The sequence below is a fragment of the Micromonospora sp. CP22 genome, from assembly GCF_009712475.1.
Taxonomy (GTDB): domain Bacteria; phylum Actinomycetota; class Actinomycetes; order Mycobacteriales; family Micromonosporaceae; genus Micromonospora.
In genome coordinates, this window is record NZ_VCJO01000005.1 from 136,800 (window position 1) to 157,865 (window position 21,066).

The window sequence follows — 21,066 nt, forward strand, 5'->3', positions numbered from 1 at the left end:
CCGGCATCCGCGCGACCCGCTGGCCGACGACAGGCCGGTGCGCGATGCTGGGCGACATGGCGGAGCCGGAACTGGTGGACGTGGTGGTGCTCGGGCTCGGTGTCGGTGGGGAGGAGGTGGCCGGTCGGCTCGCGGAGGCCGGACTCACCGTGGTCGGCATCGAACGGGACCTGGTCGGTGGGGAGTGCCCGTACTGGGGCTGTGTCCCGAGCAAGATGATGATCCGGGCGGCGAACGCGCTCGCCGAGGCCCGTCGGGTCGACGGTCTCGCGGGCACCGTGCAGCTCACTGCGGACTGGACGCCGGTGGCGCAGCGGATCCGCGCGGAGGCCACCGACAACTGGGACGATCGGGTGGCGGTGCAGCGGTTCACCGACAAGGGCGGGCGCTTCGTCCGGGGCAGCGGCCGGATCGACGGCCCCGGCCGGGTCCGGGTCGGTGACCAGGTCTTCCAGGCACGCCACGGCATCGTGCTGGGCACCGGCACGCGTCCCTCGGTGCCGCCGGTGGAGGGATTGGCGCAGACCCCGTACTGGACCAACCGGGCGGCCATCGAGGTCGAGCGGTTGCCTGCCTCGTTGCTGGTGCTGGGCGGTGGGGCGATCGGGCTGGAGTTGGCCCAGGTGTTCGCCCGCTTCGGCGTACGCGTCACCGTGGTCGAGGCGCTCGATCGGGTGCTGGCCGTCGAGGAGCCGGAGTCGTCCGAGGCGGCGGCGACCGCACTGCGGGCGGACGGGGTGGAGATCCACACCGGGGTCAAGGCCGCTCGGGTGGAGTACGACGACGCGGTTTTCACCCTGCACGGCTCCGAGGGTGAGGAGTTCACCGCCGAACGACTGCTGGTGGTGACCGGTCGCCGCGCCCACCTCGAGGAGTTGGGGCTGGACTCAATCGGCGTCGACACCAGCGGGCGGTACCTGCGGGTGGACGACCGGCTGCACGTCACCGACGGGATCTGGGCGGTCGGTGACGTCACCGGCGAGGGTGCCTTCACCCACGTCGCCATGTACCAGGCGTCCATCGTGGTCGCCGACCTGCTCGACCACTTCCGGCGCGCGGACAGCGGCGCGGACCCGAGCGGGATGGCCAGCGTGGTCGGCGGTGCGGCCGGCGCGGCCAGTTCGCTGGCCGGCACCGGCGCGGGCGGCTCGGCCGGGTCGGTGCCCCGCGCCGACTACCGGGCGCTGCCCCGGGTCACCTTCACCGATCCGGAGATCGGCGCGGTCGGCCTCACCGAGCAGCAGGCCCGTGAGCGCGGCGTCAACGTGCAGGTCGGCTTCACCCGGCTGCCGTCGTCGGCCCGGGGCTGGATCCACCGCACCGACGAGGTCGGTTTCGTCAAGCTCGTCGCCGACGCCGACCAGGGGGTGTTGATCGGTGCCACCTCGGTCGGTCCAGCCGGCGGTGAGGTGCTGTCCGGCCTGGCGGTGGCCGTGCACGCGGCCGTCCCGCTGACCCAGCTCCGACACATGATCTACGCGTACCCGACCTTCCACCGGGCGATCTCCGACGCGCTGAGCAACCTGGGACGATGAGCTGAATCCCCGGTCCGATGGCGGTTCGTCCCCGACGACCGGTTTGCGTCGGCGTACGGCGGGAAGTCGTTACCCGTGCGAGCGTTGTTGACGAAAATCGAGCAAGCCTCCGGCCTCGACCGGTTCGGTGACCGGTTGCAGCAGAGAGTGCAGGGGGTGCTGCGCCCGCAACGGGTGCGTGACCTGCTGCACGGCGTCTGGCTGGCCCATCCACTGCATCCGGCGCTGGTGCAGGTGCCGGTCGGCGCGTGGATCAGCGCGGCCGTGCTGGACCTGATGCCCGGCCAGCGGAGGGCGGCCACCACCCTGACCGCGGTCGGCACGCTGAGCGCGCTGCCGGCGGCGGTCGCCGGGCTCAACGACTGGGCGGGGCTCTCCCGCGACCAGCGCCGGGTCGGCCTGGTGCACGCCGCGTCGAACTCCGTCGGGTTGGCGCTGTACGGCGCCTCGCTGGCCGCGCGCCTGTCCGGTCGGCACGGGCTCGGGCGTACCCTCGGGTGGCTCGGGCTCAGCGCCGCCGGTGCCGGGGCGTACCTCGGCGGGCACCTGGCGTACAAGCAGGGTGCCCAGGTGAACGTCAGCGTCTCCGACCTGCATCTGATCAGCGATGGCTGGCACCCGGTCGCGGAGATGACCAGCCTGCCGCAGCGGCAACTCGTCACCCGCAAGGTCGACGATGTATCGGTGATCCTCTACCGGCACGGCGACGACGTGACCGTCATGCTGGAGCGCTGCCCGCACCAGAGCGGCCCGCTCGGCGAGGGCGAGGTACGCGAGGTCGACGGGCACGCGTGCGTGGTGTGCCCGTGGCACGGCAGCACCTTCCGCCTCAACGGGGGCGAGGTGGTGCACGGCCCGTCCCCGAACGACCAGCAGGTCCTACCGACCCGGATCGTAGACGGTCGCCTGGAGGCCCGGCTGCCCTGACGGGCGGTCGCCCGCCCGCTCGACCCGCCTCGTCGCGGGCCCCGGCCGCCCCGTTGCGGGCACGCGCGGACGCCGAGCCCGTGCCGGGGTCAGTCCCGGCGGTGTCGACCCACGGGCAACTCCCGGGGAACGTGGCCGCTCGGGTGGTGCCGGGAAGTGGCGGGCCGACGGCGCAGGCCCAGCACCGCCCCGATCTGCGCGCCGACGATGCTGGCCACGGCCAGTACCGCGGAGACGGCGAGCGGACGGTTCACCCCGTCGGGTTCACCGGCCCGAGCCGCGCCCACCGTCACCACCGGGGAGTGGTCCTCCGACGTCTCATCTCGTGACGGTTCCGGCTGCCGCTGCTCGGTCGGCACCGGAGCGGGCGTGGCCTTACCGGCTCGGTCCGTCGCGCCGTCAGGTTGTTGCGTCGAGCCGCCGGGCAGCTCCACCGCCTCGCCGGGCTGTTGGGTCGAGCTGTCCGGCCGCTCCGGCGCCGGACGGGTCTGCTCGGTGCGCTCCGGGCCGGGTGCGGGCCGGGGCTTCGGCGCGACCAACCGCCCGGTGGCGTGTGGCCGGGAACCCTGGTCGCGTGCGTCACCGGGCAGTTTGATCAGCTGACCGGGACGGATCCGGTCCGGGTCGCGCAGCTTGTTGAGCGCGGCGAGACGGTGGTAGTCGTCGAAGTCGTCGAGATACCGGTCGGCGACCCCGCCCAGGTAGTCGCCCTTGGCGACCCGGTACACCGGTGCGTGGCTGGAGGTGTCGTCCGTCGCCCGTACGGCCGTCGTCGTCGGCCCGGTCGTCGAGGGTGCGGCCATGGCGACCACCGCCGGCCCGCTCGCCGACGGCGCGTACGCGGGGGCGGCGTATCCGGTGGTGGCGGCCGTGGCGGCCGGGCTGGCGGCGAGGATCAGCGCGACCGATCCCACCAACGCTGCGGCGGCCCGCTGCTGCCGACCCATGCCGGGCAACCGGGGAGCGGGCCGATCCAGCGCCTGCGCGCCCAACTCCACGAGCACGGAGAGGGCGAAGGTGGCCCAGCCGAACCAACCGACGATCGCCAGTGCCCGCAGGAAGAGTTGCCCGTCGTCGCGGCTGGTCAGCGTGCTGCCGATCTCCGCGAGTGTGGGTACGTGGTCGGGGAGGGGGTTGCCGGCGAAGGCCAGCAGGGCGATCGGCCCGCCGACCAGCAGGCCGACCAGTACGACCAGCGCACCGAACCCGGTCAGCGCCCGACCGACCCGCCGTGCGGCGGTGCCACCCGATGCGGCCATGGCTACCTTCCTTCCTAGGGAGCCCCGGTCAGCGCCCGTGCGGTCGCCTCACCGGAGACGGTGACGGTGTTGGAGAAGCCGAACAGGCCGAGCATCGCCCGGTCGTAGGTGACCTGGACGCGTACCCGGATCAGGGTTTCGCCGTCGACCACGGGAAAGACCACCGTGTAGTTGTCGGCCCCGGCGGCGGTCAGGTAGTCCCGGACGGCGATGCGGGCCTGGGCCTGGTCTATCCGCTTCGGGCCGCCCTCGATGGCGGTCGCCCGGTCGATCGCCTGGCCTCCGGCGCGGGCCGCCTCGGCGGCCAGGTTCTCGGCGCGTTGGAGCGTCCGGAGCTGGCCGGCGCCGTCGAACGCCATGCCGATGATGCCGAGTACCCCGAGCAGGGCCACGGCGAGGAAGATGCTCACCCGGCCGGCGTCACCGCGTGCGGCCGTCATCGCCGGCTCCGGTAACGGTCCAGCGGCGAGGTGAACGAGGCGGTGATCCGCTGCCCGTTCGGCATCCGCAGTGCCGGAAGTCGGATGTCGGCGTAGGAGACGGTGCAGGCGACCTCGACGGTGACCGACGCCTCCTGCCCGATGGCGCTGCCGAACGCCTGATTGAAGGTGGTCGAGCGACCGTCGACCGAGCCGCGGAAGGTCACCTGTGGGGCGCTGGTGCAGGCCACGCCCCGCCAGTCGAGTTGCTGCCGGGCCGCTTCCCGGGCCGCCGCACGCGCGGTGGAGGCGTCGCGGGAGATCGACGCGGCCCGCGCCGCATCGTGCGCGGCGGCTTCCAACGCCGCGCTGGCCACCGCGGTACGCCCGGCGACCCCGCCCAGCACCATCATCGCCACGAATGCCGGTGCCAGCACCGCCACCTCGATCGACACGGAGCCCCGGCTCATCACGGCTCGGTCCATCGTTCGGCTGTCCCGTGTGCCGTCTGCCTGACGGAGAAGCGCACCCCCGGCACCACTGAGAGGGCCCGGCCGGTCACCGTGCAGGTCACGTCGGTGTCCGTGACGGCGCAACTCGGCCCCGGCTCGTCCCAGTCGACCAGCCAGTCCCCGGCGGTCCGGAGGAACCGGGCGGCGCGTTCCTCACCGGCCCCCGCCGGGGCGTCGAGGAGCCGCGCCGCGTTGACCCCGCTCTGCGCCGCGTTGAGCGCGGTCGACCGGGCGACGAAGACGGCGGCGACCTGGATCGAGGCGAACAGCATCAGCAGGACCGCCGGTAGCGCCACCGCCAACTCCACCGGGTTGCCGCCCCGCTCGCCGTCGCCGGGCAACCGACGGTGCCGGGTGGCGGCGACCACCCGGCACCAGCCGGTGGAGAGGGTACGGCGCATTGATCAGGGGGCCGTCGGGTTCTGGTGGCTCGGGATGTTGCTCATCCAGTCGTTGGCCGCGCCGAGGGCGGCGGCGGTCACCGCCATCGCCACGGCCACCAGGCCGAAGATGATCACAGCTGTCGGCACCGGGCTGTCGCCACGGTCACCGCGCAGCTCGGCCAGCCGCGCCCGTAGCGCGACGTGTACGTAGGTGAGGACGGTCATTCGGGGCTCCTTTACTCGGGTCGGCCTAGAGGCGGGCCAGGAACGGATAGATGGCGAAGCCGAGCAGGACGAAGACCAGCAGCGCGCCAGGGATGTCGAGCCGGCTCGTCACCCCCTCGGCCCGAGCCAGGTTGTCGGTGCGGATCTGGTCTCGCAGCGAGTCGGCCCGACTGCGGAGGGTCTCGTGCACCTGCGCGCCCTCGCTGCCGGAGGAGCGCATGATCGCGCCGACATCGCCCAGCTCGGGGATGCCGATCTGGTCGGCGAGATCGCGTAGCTCGTCCCAGGGCGAGTGCATCTGCATCTGGGCCATCCGCAGCGCCTCGGAGATGCGGTCGAAGACCCAGCCCTGGCAGATCGCGGCGGCCCGCTCCAGCGACTGCACCGGGCCGTGCGCCGCGGACAGCTGCAACGCCACCAGGTCGAGGTAGGTGCAGACCGCCTGGCGGAACTCGTCCCGCGCGGCGTCGGCCTTGGTCAGCACCGAACGGTGCGCCACCAGCGCGCAGAGCAGCGCCAGACCGAGGCTGCCCACCACCGGTACGGCCAGCGGCAGCGAGACGCCGACGCTGAGCAGGGTGACGCTGAGCAGCGCCGGAGCGGAGAGCCCGATCAGGGCGGACAACAGCAGGGAGAGGGCGTACTGCTCGGGGGTGCGGTCGAGCAGGGCCAGTTGCCGGTGTGGCGGGCGCAGCCAGCGCGCCAACCCGGTGAGCCAGTCCAGCCGCCGGTCGGCGGGACCGGTGTGGGCGGCCCCCGTCGGCTGGTGCAGCCGGCGCAGCGCCGGGCCGAGCGCGGGGGTCGCCGGCACCAGCTCGCGGACCACCAGGAACACGCCCAACCCGAAGCTGGCACCGGCCACCACCGCCAAGGTGAGGATCAGGTTCACGCCACCACCTCGCTCGGGTCCGGCGCGGGCAGGAAACGGGCCGGTCGGGGCGGTTGGCTCATCGAGCGCACCCAGGCCAGCAGCCCCACGAAGGCGGCACCGAGCACCGCCATCACCAACTGCCCGAACGGGGTGTCGTAGGGCTGGACGTATTCGCGGTTGAGCAGTCCGTACGCGAGGGTGGCCAGCGTCATCCCGGTGAGGAAGCGGACCGCGAACCGGGGCTGGGTGCGCTTGGCCTCGATTTCCCGGCGGGTCGCCACCTCGGCCGCGGCGGCCGAGGCGATCGAGCCGAGCACATCGCCGAGACGCTCACCCCGGTCAGTGAGGTGCAGGATGAGCGCCGCCACCACCTGGTCGCAGACCGGGTCGCCGATCTCGTCGGCGAAGGCCAGCAGCGCGGAGCGGGCCAGCCAGCCGGCCTGGAGCCGGGCGGCGAGCAGGCGTACCTCCTCCTGGATCTCCTCGGGCGCGGTGGTGACCGTGCCGATGATCGCCTGCTGGAGTCCCTGTCCGGTGGCGGAGACGTCCTTGAGTCGGCGGGTCCACTCGCCGACCGCCTCGATCCGGGCGATGGCCCGCTGCTCGGCCCGGCCGACCGAGAACAGCCACGGGGTGCCCGGTACCGCCACCGCGACCAGCAGGCCGACCACCGGCAAGCCGGTCAGCAGGAAGGCCAGCGCGCCCGCGATCACCGCACTCACCAGCAGTGTCTGGTGTGCCCGCTGCTCGCGGGCGGTGGTGCCGGAGCCGCGCCAGAGCCGCTCGATCCCCGGGCCCGCCCCAGGTGCCCGGCCGGGTGGCCGACGGGTGCCGACCAGCGCGACGACCGCCAGCACCAGACCGGCCACACAGGCCGCACCCGAGACCAGGGCGATCAGCTCGACGTTGGTACCCACGGCTCACCGCCGCCCGAGTCGGGTCTGCCGGGGGCGACGCCAGGCGCCCTGACCGGCCTCGATCCAACGGCTCAGCAGCCGGGCGTCGTAGCCGACCCGCAACAGCTGGTCCCGGACCCGTTCCGGCAGGTGCTTCGGGACCGCCCGACCGTCCGGGCCGGGACCGAAGACCTGCGTGGTGGTGATCCGGCTGCCCTCACCGACCCCCACGACCTCCTCGACGTGTGAGACGAAGCGGTGTTTGCGCCCGCCGATGCCGGTCTCGTCGTCGACGTTGACGTAGACGATCAGGTCGAGCGCGTTGCCGGCCATCCGGCGGGCCTGGTCGACGGTCATCTCCCGGCCGTGCGACAGCGCCAGCTCGATGATCCGCTCGCTCACCCCGGCGGGCGTACGCGCGTGGATGGTGCACATGGATCCCCGGCTGGTGGTCATCGCCTGGAGCATCGGCACGATCTCCCGGGACCGCACCTCGCCGACGATGATCCGCAGCACACCCATCCGCAGCGAGACCGGGATCAGGTCGGCGATGCTCACCTCACCGGCGGGCCGACCGTCCGGCCCGCGTTCCCCGTGCCCCTCCCGGGCCTCGAAGCTCATCACCGCGCGATGCCGCTCGCCGCGTCGCGCCGGGAGCAGTTCCCGGCTCTCCTCCAGCAGGACGTACGGCTCGTCCGGTGGGATCTCGTTCATCATGGCCCGGATCACCGTGGTCTTACCGGCACCGGCCAGCCCGGCGACCATGATGTTCAACCCGGCCCGCATCGACGCCCGGAGGAAGTCCCGCAGCAGTGGGTCGATCATCTCGTCGAGATCGCCCCGCCCGCCGGCCAGGTCGTCCAGGCTGACGTCGAGGGTGTTGTGCTTGCGGATCACCGCGTACGGACGGTGGCTGACCAGGAACACCGCGGCCAGTCGACTGCCGTCGGGCAGTTGCAGGTCCAGGGTGGGTTTCGAGGTCGACAGGGAGCGTTCCGTGGCACCGGCCCGGCGGGCCGCCGCCTGAAGGATCTCCACCAACTCGTCGTCGCTGTCGGCGATGGGGTCGGCCCAGTCGACGCCGCCGCCGTGCCGGGTGATGCGCACCTGGTCGCAGCCGAGGATGTGCACCTCCTCGATGGTGTCGTCGACCAGCAGCGTCTGGAGCCGACCGAGACCGGCCAGTTCGGCGGTCACCTGGTCGAGCAGCAGGCGTTCCTCACCGGCGGCCATCGGCGTGCCGGCGCGACGCACCGAGTCGGCGTACTCGGCGACCAGTTCGACGGCGAGCCGGGCCCGCTCGGTGTCCTCCTCGGCGACGGTGAACTCCCGGCCGCGTTGCCACCGGGTGAGCCGCTCACTGAGCTGACGGCGCAGCTCGCGTACCACCTGGAAGTCCAGCCGTGGCCGGGGCGGCGGGGCCGCTGGTGGCGCGGTGACCGGGACCGGCGGCTGCGCGGGCGGGGGGTGCCAGCCGTTGACGGGCGGCAGCGGCGGGGCGATGGAGGTGGCGCCGGGTGGTTGCCGACGCGGGTCCGACGAGACCGGCTCAAATCGCATCCGGCACCCCCTGGGAGACGGGCCACGCCAGCCGGGCCCGCCGACGTTCCAGCAGCGCGCCGATCGGCACCTCCAACTCGCGGGCCGCGCGCAGCAGCGGCCGGTTGGCGCGCACCGTCCCGCCGAGGCTCAACACCGCCGCGGTACGCGGGTCGTGCGGCAGCCGGGCGATCACCGGAAGCCGGAGGGCCTTGCTGACCTCACTCTTGCCGTGCCCGCCGCCGACCAGCAGCAGCCGCAGCGTGCCCGGCGTGACCCGGTGTTCGGTGAAGTCCCGCTCGATGGCCTGGACCATGGCCCGGGTGCCGGACAGGTCGGGCAGTTGCGCCCGGGTCACCACCAGCACCACCGAGGCGGCGCGCAGCAGCGGCCAGGGCGGGCCCAGGACGTGCAGCCGGCCACAGTCGACGATCACGTCGTACGGCGGATCGCCGCGTTCGAGGCTGGTGAAGAAGTCGGCGAAGCGCTGCCAGAGCGGGGTGACGCTGCCCGCCTGAGCCGGGTCGACCACTCCCGGCAGCAGGAGCCGCTCTCGACGGGGTGCGTCGAGGTCGACCAACTGTGACCAGAACGAGGTCTCCATGGTGCCGTCGCGCAGTTCGCCGACGGCCAACTCGCCGATGCCGCGTGGCCCGTCGAGCGCTCCACCGAGGTATCCGGCGAGGATGGAGCCGCCGGCCGGGTCGCACTCGGCGAGGATCAGCCGCCGGTGCCAGCTCAACGCGCAGGCCAGCGCGGTGGTGGTCACCCCTGGCGAACCCTTGGCCGAGACCAGCGCGATGATCGCCATACTCAGGCCGCCTTGGTCAGCACGACCGCGATCCGATCCTGGGCGGCCAGCGCCACCACTGCCGGCACGTCCCGGACGGCGAGCGCCAGGTAGACCACGACCTCGTCCCGCCCGTCGGTGGAGACGGCATCGGTGACGGTGGCGGTGAATCGGGTGGCGGCCGACGAACCCTTGCCGCTGTCGTTGTCCGGGGTGCTGACCAGCAGCACCTGGTCACCGGGGCGCAGCTTCGGCGCGGGCACCTGGGCGGCCCGTAGCCCGAGGGCGAACTGCTGCTGCCCGGGGCCGAGCAGCGGTTCGTCGGTGAGTTGGCTCATCGTCAGCAGGGAGCCCGGGGCAAGTGAGACGGCGGCGCGCATCCCGATCACGTCGGCGAGCCGGGAGGCGGGCACCGGTTCGAGTCCCTGACCGCCGGCCACCTGCACCGACATCAGGTCGTCGGCGCGTACCACGCTGCCCACCTCGACCGCGCGGGCCACCGCCAGGTAGCTGCCGGTCGCCCGGACCGAGGTCACCGCGAACGCGGAGCCCAGCCCGCCGAGGGCGATCAGCAGGACGGCGAGGCCGAGCAGCCCCGGTCGAACCCGACGTTGGCGGACCACCCGGGGTGGGGCGACCGGCGCATCCACCGGAGGGATCTCGTTCCGGGTCGCCACGCTCATCGGTGCCCACCTTTCGCTCGCGACTGCGGAACGCGCAGGACGTGCTCGCTCACCGCGTCACCACCTGAAGCTCGTTGATCTCGATCTCGACGGGGTCCGTGGTGCGGGTGACACCGTCGATGCTTCCGCTGTCATTTCTGTTGCTGGTCCACGTCACCGACCAGTGCGTGGTCGCTCGGACCGTGTACGTGTCGGCCCGGTCGTAGCCGCTGTGGTAGCCGCAGTCGGGGGAGCGTCGCCCGGCGTACCGACCCTGAGGGTCGTACCCGGTGCCGGGGCCGGTGCAGGTGACCTTGTCACCGTTGCCCATGTCCCAGACCACCCGCTCCACCTCGGCCCAGATCGTCACGGTCAGGCCGCGATCCGAGGCGGAGGCGCGCAACGGGCCGAACTGGTTGGCGCCCCGTTCGGCCCACATCCAGACCGGGAGGCCGACCAGACCCGGGCCGACGCGCTTGCGTGGTGCGACCGCCGCGCGGGGCGCGAGCAGGGTGATCGAGGCGAACGCCCGGCGGGCCAGCTCATCCGGGTCCGGCGGGGCGCCGAAGCCCGGCGGCGGCTCGTCCAGCGACACGAGCGTGCCCTGGCCCAGCGTGCCGATGCAGTTCCGCAGGTACCACTGCTGGCCCGGCGGAGGTTCCGTGGCCGGGGACTCGACGAGCTTGTAGTAGCAGCCGTCACCGCTGTTGAACCAGCCGAACAACTCGTCGTAGCAGGGGACGGTGCGACCCTGCCACTGGCAGACGCCCCCGCCTCCGCCGCCGTTGTCGCCACCGCCGTTGTCGCCTCCGTTACCGCCGCCGCCGGGCGTACCCGGGTCGTCGTCCCAGACGTTGCAGTTGGGTTGGGCCGGTGGGCAATCGGCACCGGGGTCGGCGGTCGCCGGTACCGCGCCGACGGCCGCCAGCAGCACCGCCAGCGCCCCGCCGAGCAGCGCCCGGCGGAGATCGACGATCCGGGTGGTGGCCGGTCGGCGTCGACGGCCGACCGATACCGACTCGGGTCGGCCGGGAAACGCGTCGACGGGTCGGCGTGGGCCGCGACCGTTGGTCCGCCGGGTCAGCACGGCTGGTCCTGGTGAGCCGCGCCGGCGCTGATCCGCCAGCGGCCGTCGGGATAGCGGGTGGCGGTGGCGGTGGCCAGGTGACGGGAGCCACGGGTGCCCGGTACGACCTTGTCGTCGGCGACGTAGACCAGCCGGTAGTTGCTGGCGTCGACGCAGTCCTGGATCTCCACAGTGGGGGGATCGGCGTCCAGGTCCATCGAGACGACTGTGGGACCTTCCGAGCGCAACGTGCCGGCAGCGACCGCGCCGTGCTGGCGGGCCTGCCGCAGGTTGAACCGGACGTTGGTCAGCAGCGGGTCGGCGAGGAACCGGGCCAGTTGCGGCTCCTGCGGGTCACTGCGGCGGCTTGCCGCGCGGGAGGCGGCGAGATAGCCGGAGTAGGCCGCCAGCGCCGCCTTCTCCGCAGCCGCCTGCTCGGCGGCGCGCTCGGCACCGGCAGGCGTGTTCCGTTCGGGTGTCGCGGCGGTGGACGTCGTCTGGGTGCCGCCGCAGGCGGTGCTGGTGCCGACCGTGGCCACCGCGATCAGGCTGGCCGTCCAGCGGCTCACTTGCCGTGCTCGCACCTCGTGCCCTCCTCGGTGCCGACCGGCGGACGCTTTCGCCGGGCGTGCGGCAGCGCGACCGGAAGGATCACTCCGGTCTGTCCCCCGTACGCAGCCGCATTGACTTTTGTGGATCTCCTATGAATGCACTGGCCTGGCTGCTTGTCGGTAGTGGACGTGGGTTGTGTCACATCCAAGGGGCGAGCATAGGCTGACGTCAGCCGATGCAACAGAGGCAATTCATGTGAACACTCTTAGTGATGATCGGTGGTGGCGCGGCGTGGTTTCCGGAAGGTTGCCGGCGTTTGTCGGCTCGATGTGTGGGGCGGGCCGGTGGGGTCGGCGGGGTGGTCGATCCCGCCCTCGATCGGGCTCACAGCCGACCGGTCGCAATGGGGTGGGAAATGGCAATCGGTCCGATCCGTCCCCGGCAATAACGGTGCCAATTGGGCGTCAATTGCATCCCGTGGGAATTGCATCTTCCGGTGTCGATCATGCTCGTCGACCCTCGAACGGCGCCCCGACAAGGCCCGCTGACCGGTCGGTTCGCCACCCGAACCGACCGGTCACACTACCCTCCGTGAGGGGGTGGATGGCGTGACCCGGCGACCCGCCGCACCGGCACCGCCGGACCGGACCGTCGCGTCGACCGTTTCTCCGCCGAGGCGCGCCCCCCGACCGTGGCCGCACGCCGCAGCCGTGCTCGCGATCACCCCACTGCTGCGGTACGCCGTCGCCCGACACGCCGTACCCCCGGGAACCGATCGCCGGGTCGGCTGCGACGCCTGCGGCGCGCCGATCAGCCCCAGCCGTCCCTGGCCGGCGCTCGGCCCCACCGCCCGCTGCGGGGGCTGCGGTGCACGGGTCGGTGCCGCGCCGGTCGTCGTCGAACTGACCGCCCTGGCCACGGTGACCGCGCTGCTGCTGGCCCGCCCACCCGTCGTCGAACTGGCCGCCGCCACATGGTGGCTGGCCTTCGCGGTGCCGTTGGTCTTCATCGACCTCGCGGTCCACCGGCTGCCGGACCGGCTCACCCTGCCGGCCGCCGCCGGTACCTGGCTGCTGCTCGGGCTGGCCGCGCTGACCGGTGCCGGGGCCGCCCCGTGGCTGCGCGCCATCGCCGCCGGGCTCGGGTTGGCGCTCTTCTTCGGAACCACCACCCTGTTGCTCGGCAACCGGGGCTTCGGCATCGGCGACGCCAAGCTGGCACTGAGCGCGGGCGCGCTCCTGGGCTGGTACGGCTGGAGCGTGCCGGTGCTCGGGCTGCTCCTCGCGCTGACCCTGTCCGGGCTGGTCGCCCTGGCCCTGCTGGTCAGCCGACGGGCCCACTGGTCGAGCCACCTGCCGTTCGGGCCCTACCTGGTCCTCGGCGGGCTCGGCGCGTTACTGCTGGTGTGGTGGTGAGCCGCTGCTGGTGTGGCGAGCCAGCCGCTGGGGAACTGTCAGCCCTGCAGGACCAACGGAAACGCCTGGAGGCGCTGTGCAGCCCAACACCGACCCGTCGCCCCCGGAGGCCGACGAGCCGCAGCCCGACGAGCGGTGGCGGATCCGACGTACCCGGGACGACCTGGACCGGCTCGGTGAGACCGAGTCGGTCTTCGCATTGAGCAACGGCTGGCTGGGTTGGCGCGGCACCCTCGACGAAGGCGATCCGGTCGACATGCCGGGCAGCTACCTCAGTGGGCTGCACGAATGCCGACAGCTGAACTACCCCGAGGACGGGTACGCCTTCCCGCAGCTCAGTGACACCGCGATCAGCGCGCCGAACGCCACACTGATCCGGCTCTGGGTCGGTGACGAGCCGCTGGACCTGCGCACCGGCACGGTGCTCGCCCACGAGCAGGTGCTGGACCTGCGCGCCGGAGTGATCGAACGGCACACCGAATGGATCTCGCCGGCCGGTGACGGGGTGCGGGTACGCAGCCGGCGGCTGGTGTCGCTGCGCCGCCGCCGGGTCGCCGCCGTCGACTGGACGGTGGAGCCCCTGGACGGGCCGGTCGACGTCCGGATCTGCGCGGACCTGCTGGCCAACGAACGGATCCCGGAACGCGGCGACGACCCTCGGGCCGCCTCGCTGATCCAGGAGCCGCTGACCGCCGAACTGCACCGTGCCGACGACTCCGACGCGCTGCTGGTGCACCGTACCCAACGCAGCGGGCAGCGGGTCGCCGTCGCGGTCGCGCACCGGACGGCCCTGCCGGAGCACGTCGCCACCGGGGTGGACGCCACCGCAGACCGGATCCGGCTCACCCTCACCGGGGCGCTGCGCCCCGGTGAGCGGGCCCGACTGACCAAGTTCGCGGCGTACGAGTGGAGGCCGGTCGCGGACTCCTCGGTCGAGGAACTGGCCGACCAGGTGTCCGGCGACGCGGACGCCGCGCGTACCGACGGCTTGGACGCCCTGCTCGCCGAACAGCGGGCCGCGTTCGACGGCGCCTGGCGCACCGCCGACGTGGTGCTCGACGGCGCTGAGGAGTTGCAGCTGGCCACCCGGTTCGCGATGTTCCACCTGATCCAGGCCGGGCGTTCGGACAGCGACCGGGCCATCCCCGCCAAAGGGCTGACCGGCAACGGCTACGACGGGCACGTCCTCTGGGACACCGAGGGGTATGTGCTGCCGGTGCTGACCTACGTGGCGCCGGACGTGGCCCGGTCGGCGCTGCGGTGGCGGCACGCGCACCTGCCGCAGGCGTTCGACCGTGCGGCGGAGCTGCGGCTCACCGGTGCCACCTTCCCCTGGCGGACCATCGGCGGCAGGGAGTGCTCCGGCTACTGGCCGGCCGGCACCGCCGGGCTGCACGTCAACGCCGACATCGCCGACGCGGTCCTGCGCTACGTCGCGGCCACCGGCGACGAGGACTTCCTGGTCGGTGCCGGGCTGGACCTGCTGGTGGCCACCGCCCGGCTGTGGCACGGCTTCGGGCACTTCACCGACGACGGCAGCTTCCACATCGTCGGGGTGACCGGTCCGGACGAGTACACGGCGCTGGTCGACGACAACCTGTTCACCAACCTGATGGCACGACGGAACCTGCGCGGCGCGGCCGACGCCGTGCAGCGGCACCCGGAGGCAGCCGGTCGGCTGGGCGTGGATCCGGCCGAGGTGGCCGGTTGGCGGGCCGCCGCCGAGGCGATGACCATCCCGTACGACTCGAAGCGCGGGGTGCACCAGCAGGCCGCCGGATTCACCGACCTGCCGGAATGGGACTTCGCCAACACCAGCGACGACGACTACCCGCTGCTGCTGCACTTCCCCTATCTGGAGCTGTACCGGCACCAGGTGGTCAAGCAGGCCGATCTGGTGCTGGCGATGCTGCGCTGCCCAGGCGAGTTCACCGCCGAGGAGAAGGCCGCCAACTTCGCCTACTACGAGGCGCGGACGGTCCGGGACTCGTCGCTGTCCGCCGCCCCGCAGGGGGTGCTCGCCGCCGAACTGGGCCACCTCGACCTGGCGTACGACCTGTTCGCCGAGTCGGTGCTCCAGGACCTGAAGGATCTCGGCGACAAGACGGGCGACGGGCTGCACCTGGCCTCCCTGGGCGGGGCCTGGCTGACGCTGGTGCAGGGCTTCGGCGGGTTGCGTGACGACCGGGAACTGCTGTCGTTCGACCCACGGCTGCCCGACCGGATCGACCGCCTCGCGTTCAGCCTGCTTTGGCACGGTCACCGGCTGCACGTCACGTTGACCGCCGAGGAGGCCCGGTACGCGCTGCCGGACGCCGACGCGGACACCGCGATCGAGCTGTGGCACCACGGTGAGCGCCTGCGGGTGACCGCCGGGCAACCGACGGTCCGTCCCATGCCCGCGCTACCCGACTTCGGTCCCGAACCGCCGTCGCCGCCCGGTCGCCGCCCCGCCCACCGCTGACCCCGGCACGCCGCCGGGCTCACCGGTTCCGAACGCCAAAGATGATCAGGTAACCGAGGATCCAGAACTCGCCCACGGTCGCGGGGATCACCAGCAGGTCGGCGGCGGCTCCAGCACCGGGGGCGAGGTAGTTGACGAACGTCATGAGCACGTAGCCCACCCCACCGGCGACGAGGATCCAGCCGAGCGGGCGGGGTAGCCAGCCCGAACGCAGCACGCACCAGCCCATCGGCACCAGCCAGAGGCCGAAGAAGATCCCGCCGACTCCCCACAGGTTCTCGCTGACGAGATACAGCAATTGGACGGTGCCGGCGGCGTCGCCGGTCCCGTCGGTGGCCACCCCGACGGCGGTCGCGAGCAGGGCGGCGCTGCCGAGGATCGCGACGGCGTTGACGATGCCGAAGGCGGCGATACTTCCGGCGGCGGTGCTGTCGACGGTACGGAACAGCCGGTAGAACCAGACGGCGGCGAGTGACTGGGTGAGCACGACGAGCAGTTCGAGGGCCACCCCCGCCCGCGCCAACGACTCGTTGGCGACCAGGTTGGCGAGGGTCGCGTCGGCGTCACCGGCGTCGAAGATCATCGGGCGGATGGTGAGGAACCCCAGCATGCCGGCGACACCGAGGCCGAGGTAGAACAGTCCGGTCGTACGGGCGGTGCGAATCAGCGGATGCATGGTGGCTCCTTCGGTTGCGGCAGTTCCCGGGGCGGACCGGGCAGACGAGCCTTACGTCGTAAGGCCAACCGTACGTTGTAAGGTCAAGGAGAGGTGGGGGTCACGTGGCAGCGAGGAAGCGGCGGGAGCCGCTGAGCCGTGACCGGGCCCTGGCCGCCGCGACAGCGCTGGTGGACGCGGAGGGGATGGCGGCGCTGACGATGCGTCGGCTCGCCGCCGATCTAGGCGTCGAGGCGATGTCGCTCTACCACCATCTGCCCGGCAAGGAAGGGCTGCTGGACGGCCTCGTCGACGCCGTCATCGCCGAGATCACCGCAGCCGCCGACCAGGCCGAGACGGACGCGGCCGGCGGAGACTGGCGTACCCGGCTCCGACTGCGTTTCCTCGCCGCACGTACGGTCATGCTGCGGCACCCGTGGGCACCCGCACTGCTCAGCTCCCGCCCGACCATTCCCCCCGGGGTCTACGGCTACTACGAGGGCATCCTCGCCACCCTGGTCGACGGCGGCTTCTCGTACCGGATCGCCCACCGGGCGCTGCACGCGTTCGGCAGCCTGGCACTCGGCTTCGCCCAGGAGGTCCTCAAGCCCGCCACCGGCGAGGAGGCCGACGCCGCAGAGGCGGAACTGGCCGTGCTGGCCGAGCAGCTGCCCCACCTCGGCGCGATGGTCGCCGCCGAGATGCACGCCGCCACCGACCCCACCCTGGGCTGGTGTGACAGTCAGACCGAGTTCGAGTTCACCCTCGACCTGCTCTTCGACGGACTGGAACAGGCGCGCTGCCGATCCGCCGCGGATGAATGACGGCCCGCCGCGCGTGGTGCCGGGCCGCACGGATGGCGGCGGCTCACGGCGGCGGCCGGTGGTCGGATCAGCATCCGTTGCGGGCGTCGAGCAGCGTGGTGGGGGTGATCCTGACGTGCCGTACGCGGGCATCGAATCCGTCGCCCATCGGCGACTGCACGCTGAAGCCGACCCGGTGGCTGGCTATCGGCCCGAGCGTGAACAGCCGGGCCAACTTCCAACGCGCGCCGTCGTCGGAGTGGTGGAACGCGTACACCACCCCCATGCGGGAGATCCGCAGCCACGAGCGCCCCGGACACGCCACGGCGACCCCGTTGGCGTCGTCGGACACCCCACGGGTCACCACCGTGACGATCGTGTCCGTACCGGCCGGTGATCGTTCCATGGCCAGCTTCGCCCAGCTCGTCGCTCCACCATGGACGAACAGCGCAACCGCGTCGTAGGTTTCCGTCAGCGTGGCCTCGACCAGGGCGCTGAGCTGGAAATCGCCGACGCATCGAGTCAGCGCGAGTGGCGCTGACCCGGTCGGTTCGCCGCCGGCCGGGTCGGCGAACCAGTCCGTACGGGCCGGTGCGCTGAGCAGACCGCTGTCAGGAGATCCGACGCGATTACCGTTGACGTCCTGCCAGTCGAGCGACTCCATCGACATGCCGGCAAGGGTGCCGTGCGGGCTTGGCCCGGACAACCCGCCCCGATCGATCTGACCAGCTCAGCCGGGTGTGGAAGCGCTTTCACTCAGGACGTTGTCAGTCGGTGTCGGTGGCCGCGAGTACCGCCAGACGCCGCCGGTCCGGTGTCACGACCGCCAGGCCGATATCCCAGGCGACTCTGTCGAACCACGGGGTGGAGAGGGCGAACGAGTACCAGGAGCAGCGGTTCGCGATGGCCTCGACGTCACCGGCTGGTGCGTCGTGCGGGGCACCGACCAGTGCCGCGACCGACCGCCAGGCGAGCAGCCTTCCGTACGCGCCGAACTCGCCGCTGTTGTAGGCCCCACCGGTGGAGGCTGCGGAGAACAACTGCCGCCACGCCTGGGAGGCGGAGCAGACCTTGAGTCCGGTCGTCATGCCCTGGGCGCATTGCAGACCGACGCGGACCAGCGCGTCCCCGACCGCCGCTGCCGGGAGGTCGTCGTCGAAGGCGAACGTTCGCGCCTCGATGTGACCGTTGGACTCCTCGGCCCAGTTGTCCACGGCGGCGGCGAGCGAGGCCGCCTCGTCGGGAGTGGTCGTCTCCTGCCAGTGGGGTACGGGTCCGTGTCCGCGCACCGCCTCGGCCGCGATGACCGGCAACTCCTGGCTGCTTCCGTGGAGGTGGTAGTCGGGCAGGACGGGGCGTCCTTCGATCGGAGTCAACGACAGCGGCAGCCAGCCGAGCGGGTGGTAGCGCCAGTGCGAGGAGGTCGCCCACCGGTGGCGAACTTCGGCACCACGCAGCACCAACTCCTGGAGCACGCAGGCCCGCAGCTCCTCCGACCGGCCCGCGTCGAACACGACGCCCAGGTCAGCCGGGCTATGGGCCGAAGCGAGCAGGGACGCGGCGTAGCGGGTCGTGTGGCGGTCCTGCACGACGGAAACCAACCGGGCCGCCTGGTCGACGACACCCGGCGTGAGCGTCAACAGCCGCAGCACCGAATCGAAGACGCTGCGGTACTGCCACGGTGAGACGGCTTGCCCTGCGTACCTTCGCCACAACGCGATGCCGAGATCCGCGACGAAGCGCGCATCGCCGGCACCGAGACGCCGCTCGGCGAGTTCGTGGACCCTCGTCACATCGTGCAACTCGGTGACCGTGGCCGCGATATCCCGAGGGTCCTCATCCACGTCGGGCACTCTAACCAGCGTGCGCCCCTGGCCGACCGTCATCGGAGAGGCAGGCCGTGCGGGTGTCCGCCGGTCCGTGCAGCGTGAGGTGCGCGGACAGGGCGTCGAGGAAGTCGCGGGCGTCGAAGGCCGCACCGGCGGAGACGACACCGGTCGCCCGGGTCCGTCCGGTGAGGACGCGGTCGACGGCCTCCACCGCGAGCGGCGCGCTGGTGGCGTAGATGTCCTGGCCGGTCGCGGTCACGCGGCGTTTCGCGTCGCCTGAGCGGACGAGAACGTCGACGACGAACGTCTGCGCGGAGCGGCCGCGCTCGTCGACCCCGGTCAGCGCCGTGGGATCGGCGGAGAGCAGGTCCGAGGCGGCTTTGGCGGCCATGTAGGTACGCACCTCCGGCACCGCCAAATGGCTGGGGACGGTGACGACGTCGGCCATGGTGAACTCGCCGATGACGCGCTGCGGGCCGAGCGGCGTAGGGAAGGGCCACTCCAGGGTCGGCAGCGGGTCGTCGTGGTACTGCAACCGACCGCCGGTGAAACGGACCCGGCGGCCACCGCGCCGCCGCGCCGAGACGGCGCCCGCGGCGAGCGTGCCCTCGGTCGGGTGCCAACTGCTCAGCCCGTAGGCGACGTGCACCTCATCCGCAGTGGTCCAGTCGCCCATCGCGGCGGTGACCAGCAGGTCGCCGAGACCGCCGTAGAAGGCCATCGCCGGGACGACCACCGTGCCGGCGGCGCGGGCGCGTGCGGCGAAGTGCGCGAACGTGTCGACGTTCGCCTCGATCTCGGCCGCCACGTCGACGTACGGAATGCCGGCGCGCAGCGCGGCCTCGATCACCGGGCCGGCGGTCAAGGCGAACGGTCCGGCGGTGTTGATCAACGCGACGGCGCCCTCCAGTGCCCGGTCGAGCGAGGCCGGATCGTCGACCGACGCCTGCCGCGTCTCAAGATCCGGCTGGTCCCGCGCCAGCGCCCGCAACTTGTCCCGGTCGCGTCCGAGCAGCAGCGGTACGTGCCCGCGCCGCCGGAGTTCGGCGACCACGAACCGCCCGGTGTGTCCGTACGCCCCGTAGACCGCGATGCTTCCAACCGCCACCATGTCCTGCTCCCGCACGCCGAAGTGTTCCCGTTGCTGAAGATCCTCTTCGGTACGGCGTACCCCTGCCAGTGTCCGGAACGACGCGACCCGCACAATTTCCGACATGGCCCTTCGCCCGCGTTCCGTCGCCCTCGCCGCCACCGACGGCATGCTGCACTTCGAACTGGCCCTGGCCTACGAGGTCTTCGCCTCCGCCCCCGACGCCGTGCGAGTCCCCTGGTACGACGTGGCCGTGTGCGGCACCCGGCCGGTGCGCGTCGGCAGGTTCCGGCTGGACCCGGACCACGGACTCGACCAGCTGGCCCACGCCGAAACGGTGATCGTCCCCGCCCTGGCAGACGTCGACGAGGACCCGCCGATCGACCTCGTCGAAGCGGTACGCGCCGCTCACGAGGCCGGTGCGCGGGTGGTCTCCCTGTGCACGGGCGCGTTCGTACTCGCCGCCGCCGGTCTGCTGGACGGGCTGCGTGCCACCACCCACTGGGCGCACACCGAGCAGCTCGCCGCGCGCCACCCCCGGGTCACCGTCGACCCGGACGTGCTCTACGTCGACAACGGCAACGTGCTCACCTCGGCAGGCAAGGCCGCGGCAATGGACCTGTGCCTGCACCTGGTGCGCCGCGACCACGGCTCGGCGATCGCCAACATCGCCGCCCGCCGCCTGGTCGTGCCGCCGCACCGAGCCGGCGGCCAGGCACAGTTCGTCACCACACCGGTGCCCGCCCAGGACGACCATCCCCTGGCCGACGTGATCCCCTGGGTCATGCGGCACCTGGACCAGCCACTCACCGTGGAGGACATGGCCCGCCAGGCGAACCTGAGCTCACGCCACCTGACCCGGTACTTCCACGCGATCACCGGCACCACCCCGCTTCAGTGGCTGCTGACCCAGCGGATCCGCCGCGCGCAGGAGCTGCTCGAAACCACCAGCGACAGCATCGACGCCATCGCCGCCGCCTCCGGCATGGGCACCGCGACAACCCTGCGCCGCCACTTCCGTCGTACGGTCGGCGTGCCGCCCGACACCTACCGCCAGACGTTCACGCGGTAGCAAGCCCGGGCCAGTCGTCAGGCCACGCTCCAGCCACGGGTTCGATTCCGGTCAGCAGGTGGCGACGATCCCCTCTCGGACGGTCGGATAGCCTCGCTGGCC

22 protein-coding genes are annotated in these 21,066 nt (G+C 72.3%); 6 read left to right on the plus strand and 16 right to left on the minus strand.

Annotation, left to right across the window (positions count from 1 at the left end; genetic code table 11):
* The first annotated feature begins 56 nt into the window (after positions 1-56).
* Both FF096_RS11380 and FF096_RS11385 read left to right on the plus strand, forming a co-directional pair.
* On the plus strand, positions 57-1,535 hold the full coding sequence (locus FF096_RS11380; RefSeq protein WP_155217216.1) for an NAD(P)/FAD-dependent oxidoreductase: 1,479 nt from the start codon (positions 57-59) through the stop codon (positions 1,533-1,535).
* Between the two features lie 75 nt (positions 1,536-1,610).
* Positions 1,611-2,462, plus strand: coding sequence for a Rieske (2Fe-2S) protein (locus FF096_RS11385; protein WP_309223094.1), 852 nt, complete (start codon positions 1,611-1,613; stop codon positions 2,460-2,462).
* Between the two features lie 89 nt (positions 2,463-2,551).
* On the opposite strand, the gene FF096_RS11390 is transcribed toward FF096_RS11385, so the two are convergent.
* From FF096_RS11390 to FF096_RS11445, 12 genes are all read right to left on the minus strand, one after another.
* On the minus strand, positions 2,552-3,721 hold the full coding sequence (locus tag FF096_RS11390; RefSeq protein WP_155217220.1) for a LysM peptidoglycan-binding domain-containing protein: 1,170 nt from the start codon (positions 3,719-3,721) through the stop codon (positions 2,552-2,554).
* A gap of 14 nt (positions 3,722-3,735) precedes the next feature.
* Positions 3,736-4,161, minus strand: coding sequence for a pilus assembly protein TadG-related protein (locus FF096_RS11395; RefSeq protein WP_155217222.1), 426 nt, complete (start codon positions 4,159-4,161; stop codon positions 3,736-3,738).
* The gene (locus FF096_RS11400; RefSeq protein WP_155217224.1) at positions 4,158-4,625 is read right to left on the minus strand and encodes a TadE/TadG family type IV pilus assembly protein; all 468 of its coding nucleotides are present in this window, start codon (positions 4,623-4,625) and stop codon (positions 4,158-4,160) included. Before FF096_RS11400 ends, FF096_RS11395 begins: the two co-directional genes overlap by 4 nt.
* The gene (locus tag FF096_RS11405) at positions 4,610-5,053 is read right to left on the minus strand and encodes a TadE family protein (protein ID WP_155217226.1); all 444 of its coding nucleotides are present in this window, start codon (positions 5,051-5,053) and stop codon (positions 4,610-4,612) included. The genes FF096_RS11400 and FF096_RS11405 overlap by 16 nt, the downstream gene beginning before the upstream one ends.
* A 3-nt stretch (positions 5,054-5,056) precedes the next feature.
* Positions 5,057-5,260: a hypothetical protein gene (locus FF096_RS11410; RefSeq protein WP_155217228.1), complete on the minus strand. Its 204-nt coding sequence runs from the start codon at positions 5,258-5,260 to the stop codon at positions 5,057-5,059.
* Between the two features lie 25 nt (positions 5,261-5,285).
* On the minus strand, positions 5,286-6,149 hold the full coding sequence (locus FF096_RS11415; protein WP_309223095.1) for a type II secretion system F family protein: 864 nt from the start codon (positions 6,147-6,149) through the stop codon (positions 5,286-5,288).
* A complete protein-coding gene (locus FF096_RS11420; protein ID WP_309223096.1) occupies positions 6,146-7,048 on the minus strand; it encodes a type II secretion system F family protein in 903 nt (300 codons plus the stop codon). The genes FF096_RS11415 and FF096_RS11420 overlap by 4 nt, the downstream gene beginning before the upstream one ends.
* Before the next feature lie 3 nt (positions 7,049-7,051).
* Positions 7,052-8,587 (minus strand): CpaF family protein, encoded by a 1,536-nt coding sequence (locus FF096_RS11425; RefSeq protein WP_155217230.1) that lies wholly within the window; start codon positions 8,585-8,587, stop codon positions 7,052-7,054.
* Positions 8,577-9,377 carry a ParA family protein gene (locus FF096_RS11430; RefSeq protein ID WP_155217232.1) on the minus strand — a complete coding sequence of 267 codons (801 nt, stop codon included), beginning with the start codon at positions 9,375-9,377 and terminating at the stop codon, positions 8,577-8,579. Before FF096_RS11430 ends, FF096_RS11425 begins: the two co-directional genes overlap by 11 nt.
* 2 nt (positions 9,378-9,379) lie before the next feature.
* On the minus strand, positions 9,380-10,039 hold the full coding sequence (locus tag FF096_RS11435; protein WP_155217234.1) for an SAF domain-containing protein: 660 nt from the start codon (positions 10,037-10,039) through the stop codon (positions 9,380-9,382).
* Between the two features lie 49 nt (positions 10,040-10,088).
* Positions 10,089-10,994: a hypothetical protein gene (locus FF096_RS11440; RefSeq protein WP_375335329.1), complete on the minus strand. Its 906-nt coding sequence runs from the start codon at positions 10,992-10,994 to the stop codon at positions 10,089-10,091.
* A gap of 104 nt (positions 10,995-11,098) precedes the next feature.
* A complete protein-coding gene (locus tag FF096_RS11445) occupies positions 11,099-11,668 on the minus strand; it encodes a hypothetical protein (RefSeq protein WP_309223097.1) in 570 nt (189 codons plus the stop codon).
* A gap of 678 nt (positions 11,669-12,346) precedes the next feature.
* Here FF096_RS11445 and FF096_RS11450 point away from each other — a divergent pair.
* Positions 12,347-13,051, plus strand: coding sequence for an A24 family peptidase (locus FF096_RS11450; protein WP_309223185.1), 705 nt, complete (start codon positions 12,347-12,349; stop codon positions 13,049-13,051).
* Positions 13,052-13,127: 76 nt separating this feature from the next.
* Entirely contained in the window at positions 13,128-15,515 is a 2,388-nt protein-coding gene (locus FF096_RS11455) for a glycosyl hydrolase family 65 protein (protein WP_309223098.1), read from the plus strand.
* Between the two features lie 19 nt (positions 15,516-15,534).
* Here the strand turns inward: FF096_RS11455 and FF096_RS11460 are convergent, their stop codons facing one another.
* On the minus strand, positions 15,535-16,191 hold the full coding sequence (locus FF096_RS11460; protein ID WP_155217236.1) for a DUF4386 domain-containing protein: 657 nt from the start codon (positions 16,189-16,191) through the stop codon (positions 15,535-15,537).
* Between the two features lie 104 nt (positions 16,192-16,295).
* On the opposite strand from FF096_RS11460, the gene FF096_RS11465 reads away from it, so the two are divergent.
* The gene (locus tag FF096_RS11465) at positions 16,296-16,994 is read left to right on the plus strand and encodes a TetR/AcrR family transcriptional regulator C-terminal domain-containing protein (RefSeq protein WP_309223099.1); all 699 of its coding nucleotides are present in this window, start codon (positions 16,296-16,298) and stop codon (positions 16,992-16,994) included.
* A gap of 67 nt (positions 16,995-17,061) precedes the next feature.
* Here the strand turns inward: FF096_RS11465 and FF096_RS11470 are convergent, their stop codons facing one another.
* The 3 genes from FF096_RS11470 to FF096_RS11480 all read right to left on the minus strand — a co-directional run bounded on the left by FF096_RS11470 (position 17,062) and on the right by FF096_RS11480 (position 20,018).
* Positions 17,062-17,643 (minus strand): DUF1349 domain-containing protein, encoded by a 582-nt coding sequence (locus FF096_RS11470; protein ID WP_155217238.1) that lies wholly within the window; start codon positions 17,641-17,643, stop codon positions 17,062-17,064.
* A gap of 97 nt (positions 17,644-17,740) precedes the next feature.
* Positions 17,741-18,817 (minus strand): DUF6183 family protein, encoded by a 1,077-nt coding sequence (locus FF096_RS11475; protein WP_309223100.1) that lies wholly within the window; start codon positions 18,815-18,817, stop codon positions 17,741-17,743.
* A gap of 10 nt (positions 18,818-18,827) precedes the next feature.
* Positions 18,828-20,018, minus strand: a complete 1,191-nt coding sequence (locus FF096_RS11480; protein ID WP_230462518.1) for a trans-acting enoyl reductase family protein — start codon at positions 20,016-20,018, stop codon at positions 18,828-18,830.
* Here FF096_RS11480 and FF096_RS11485 point away from each other — a divergent pair.
* Positions 20,017-20,964: a helix-turn-helix domain-containing protein gene (locus FF096_RS11485; protein ID WP_155217240.1), complete on the plus strand. Its 948-nt coding sequence runs from the start codon at positions 20,017-20,019 to the stop codon at positions 20,962-20,964. The two genes, FF096_RS11480 and FF096_RS11485, sit on opposite strands and share 2 nt — an antisense overlap.
* Positions 20,965-21,066 lie beyond the last annotated feature (102 nt).

What these genes read in the sequence shown, in the direction of transcription:
- FF096_RS11380 (WP_155217216.1), top strand. Translation starts at nt 57, where the DNA reads ATGGCGGAGCCGGAACTGGTGGACGTGGTGGTGCTCGGGCTCGGTGTC.
- FF096_RS11390 (WP_155217220.1), bottom strand. Translation starts at nt 3,721, where the DNA reads ATGGCCGCATCGGGTGGCACCGCCGCACGGCGGGTCGGTCGGGCGCTG.
- FF096_RS11395 (WP_155217222.1), bottom strand. Translation starts at nt 4,161, where the DNA reads ATGACGGCCGCACGCGGTGACGCCGGCCGGGTGAGCATCTTCCTCGCC.
- FF096_RS11400 (WP_155217224.1), bottom strand. Translation starts at nt 4,625, where the DNA reads ATGGACCGAGCCGTGATGAGCCGGGGCTCCGTGTCGATCGAGGTGGCG.
- FF096_RS11405 (WP_155217226.1), bottom strand. Translation starts at nt 5,053, where the DNA reads ATGCGCCGTACCCTCTCCACCGGCTGGTGCCGGGTGGTCGCCGCCACC.
- FF096_RS11410 (WP_155217228.1), bottom strand. Translation starts at nt 5,260, where the DNA reads ATGACCGTCCTCACCTACGTACACGTCGCGCTACGGGCGCGGCTGGCC.
- FF096_RS11425 (WP_155217230.1), bottom strand. Translation starts at nt 8,587, where the DNA reads ATGCGATTTGAGCCGGTCTCGTCGGACCCGCGTCGGCAACCACCCGGC.
- FF096_RS11430 (WP_155217232.1), bottom strand. Translation starts at nt 9,377, where the DNA reads ATGGCGATCATCGCGCTGGTCTCGGCCAAGGGTTCGCCAGGGGTGACC.
- FF096_RS11435 (WP_155217234.1), bottom strand. Translation starts at nt 10,039, where the DNA reads ATGAGCGTGGCGACCCGGAACGAGATCCCTCCGGTGGATGCGCCGGTC.
- FF096_RS11460 (WP_155217236.1), bottom strand. Translation starts at nt 16,191, where the DNA reads ATGCATCCGCTGATTCGCACCGCCCGTACGACCGGACTGTTCTACCTC.
- FF096_RS11470 (WP_155217238.1), bottom strand. Translation starts at nt 17,643, where the DNA reads ATGTCGATGGAGTCGCTCGACTGGCAGGACGTCAACGGTAATCGCGTC.
- FF096_RS11485 (WP_155217240.1), top strand. Translation starts at nt 20,017, where the DNA reads ATGGCCCTTCGCCCGCGTTCCGTCGCCCTCGCCGCCACCGACGGCATG.
- FF096_RS11480 (WP_230462518.1), bottom strand. Translation starts at nt 20,018, where the DNA reads ATGTCGGAAATTGTGCGGGTCGCGTCGTTCCGGACACTGGCAGGGGTA.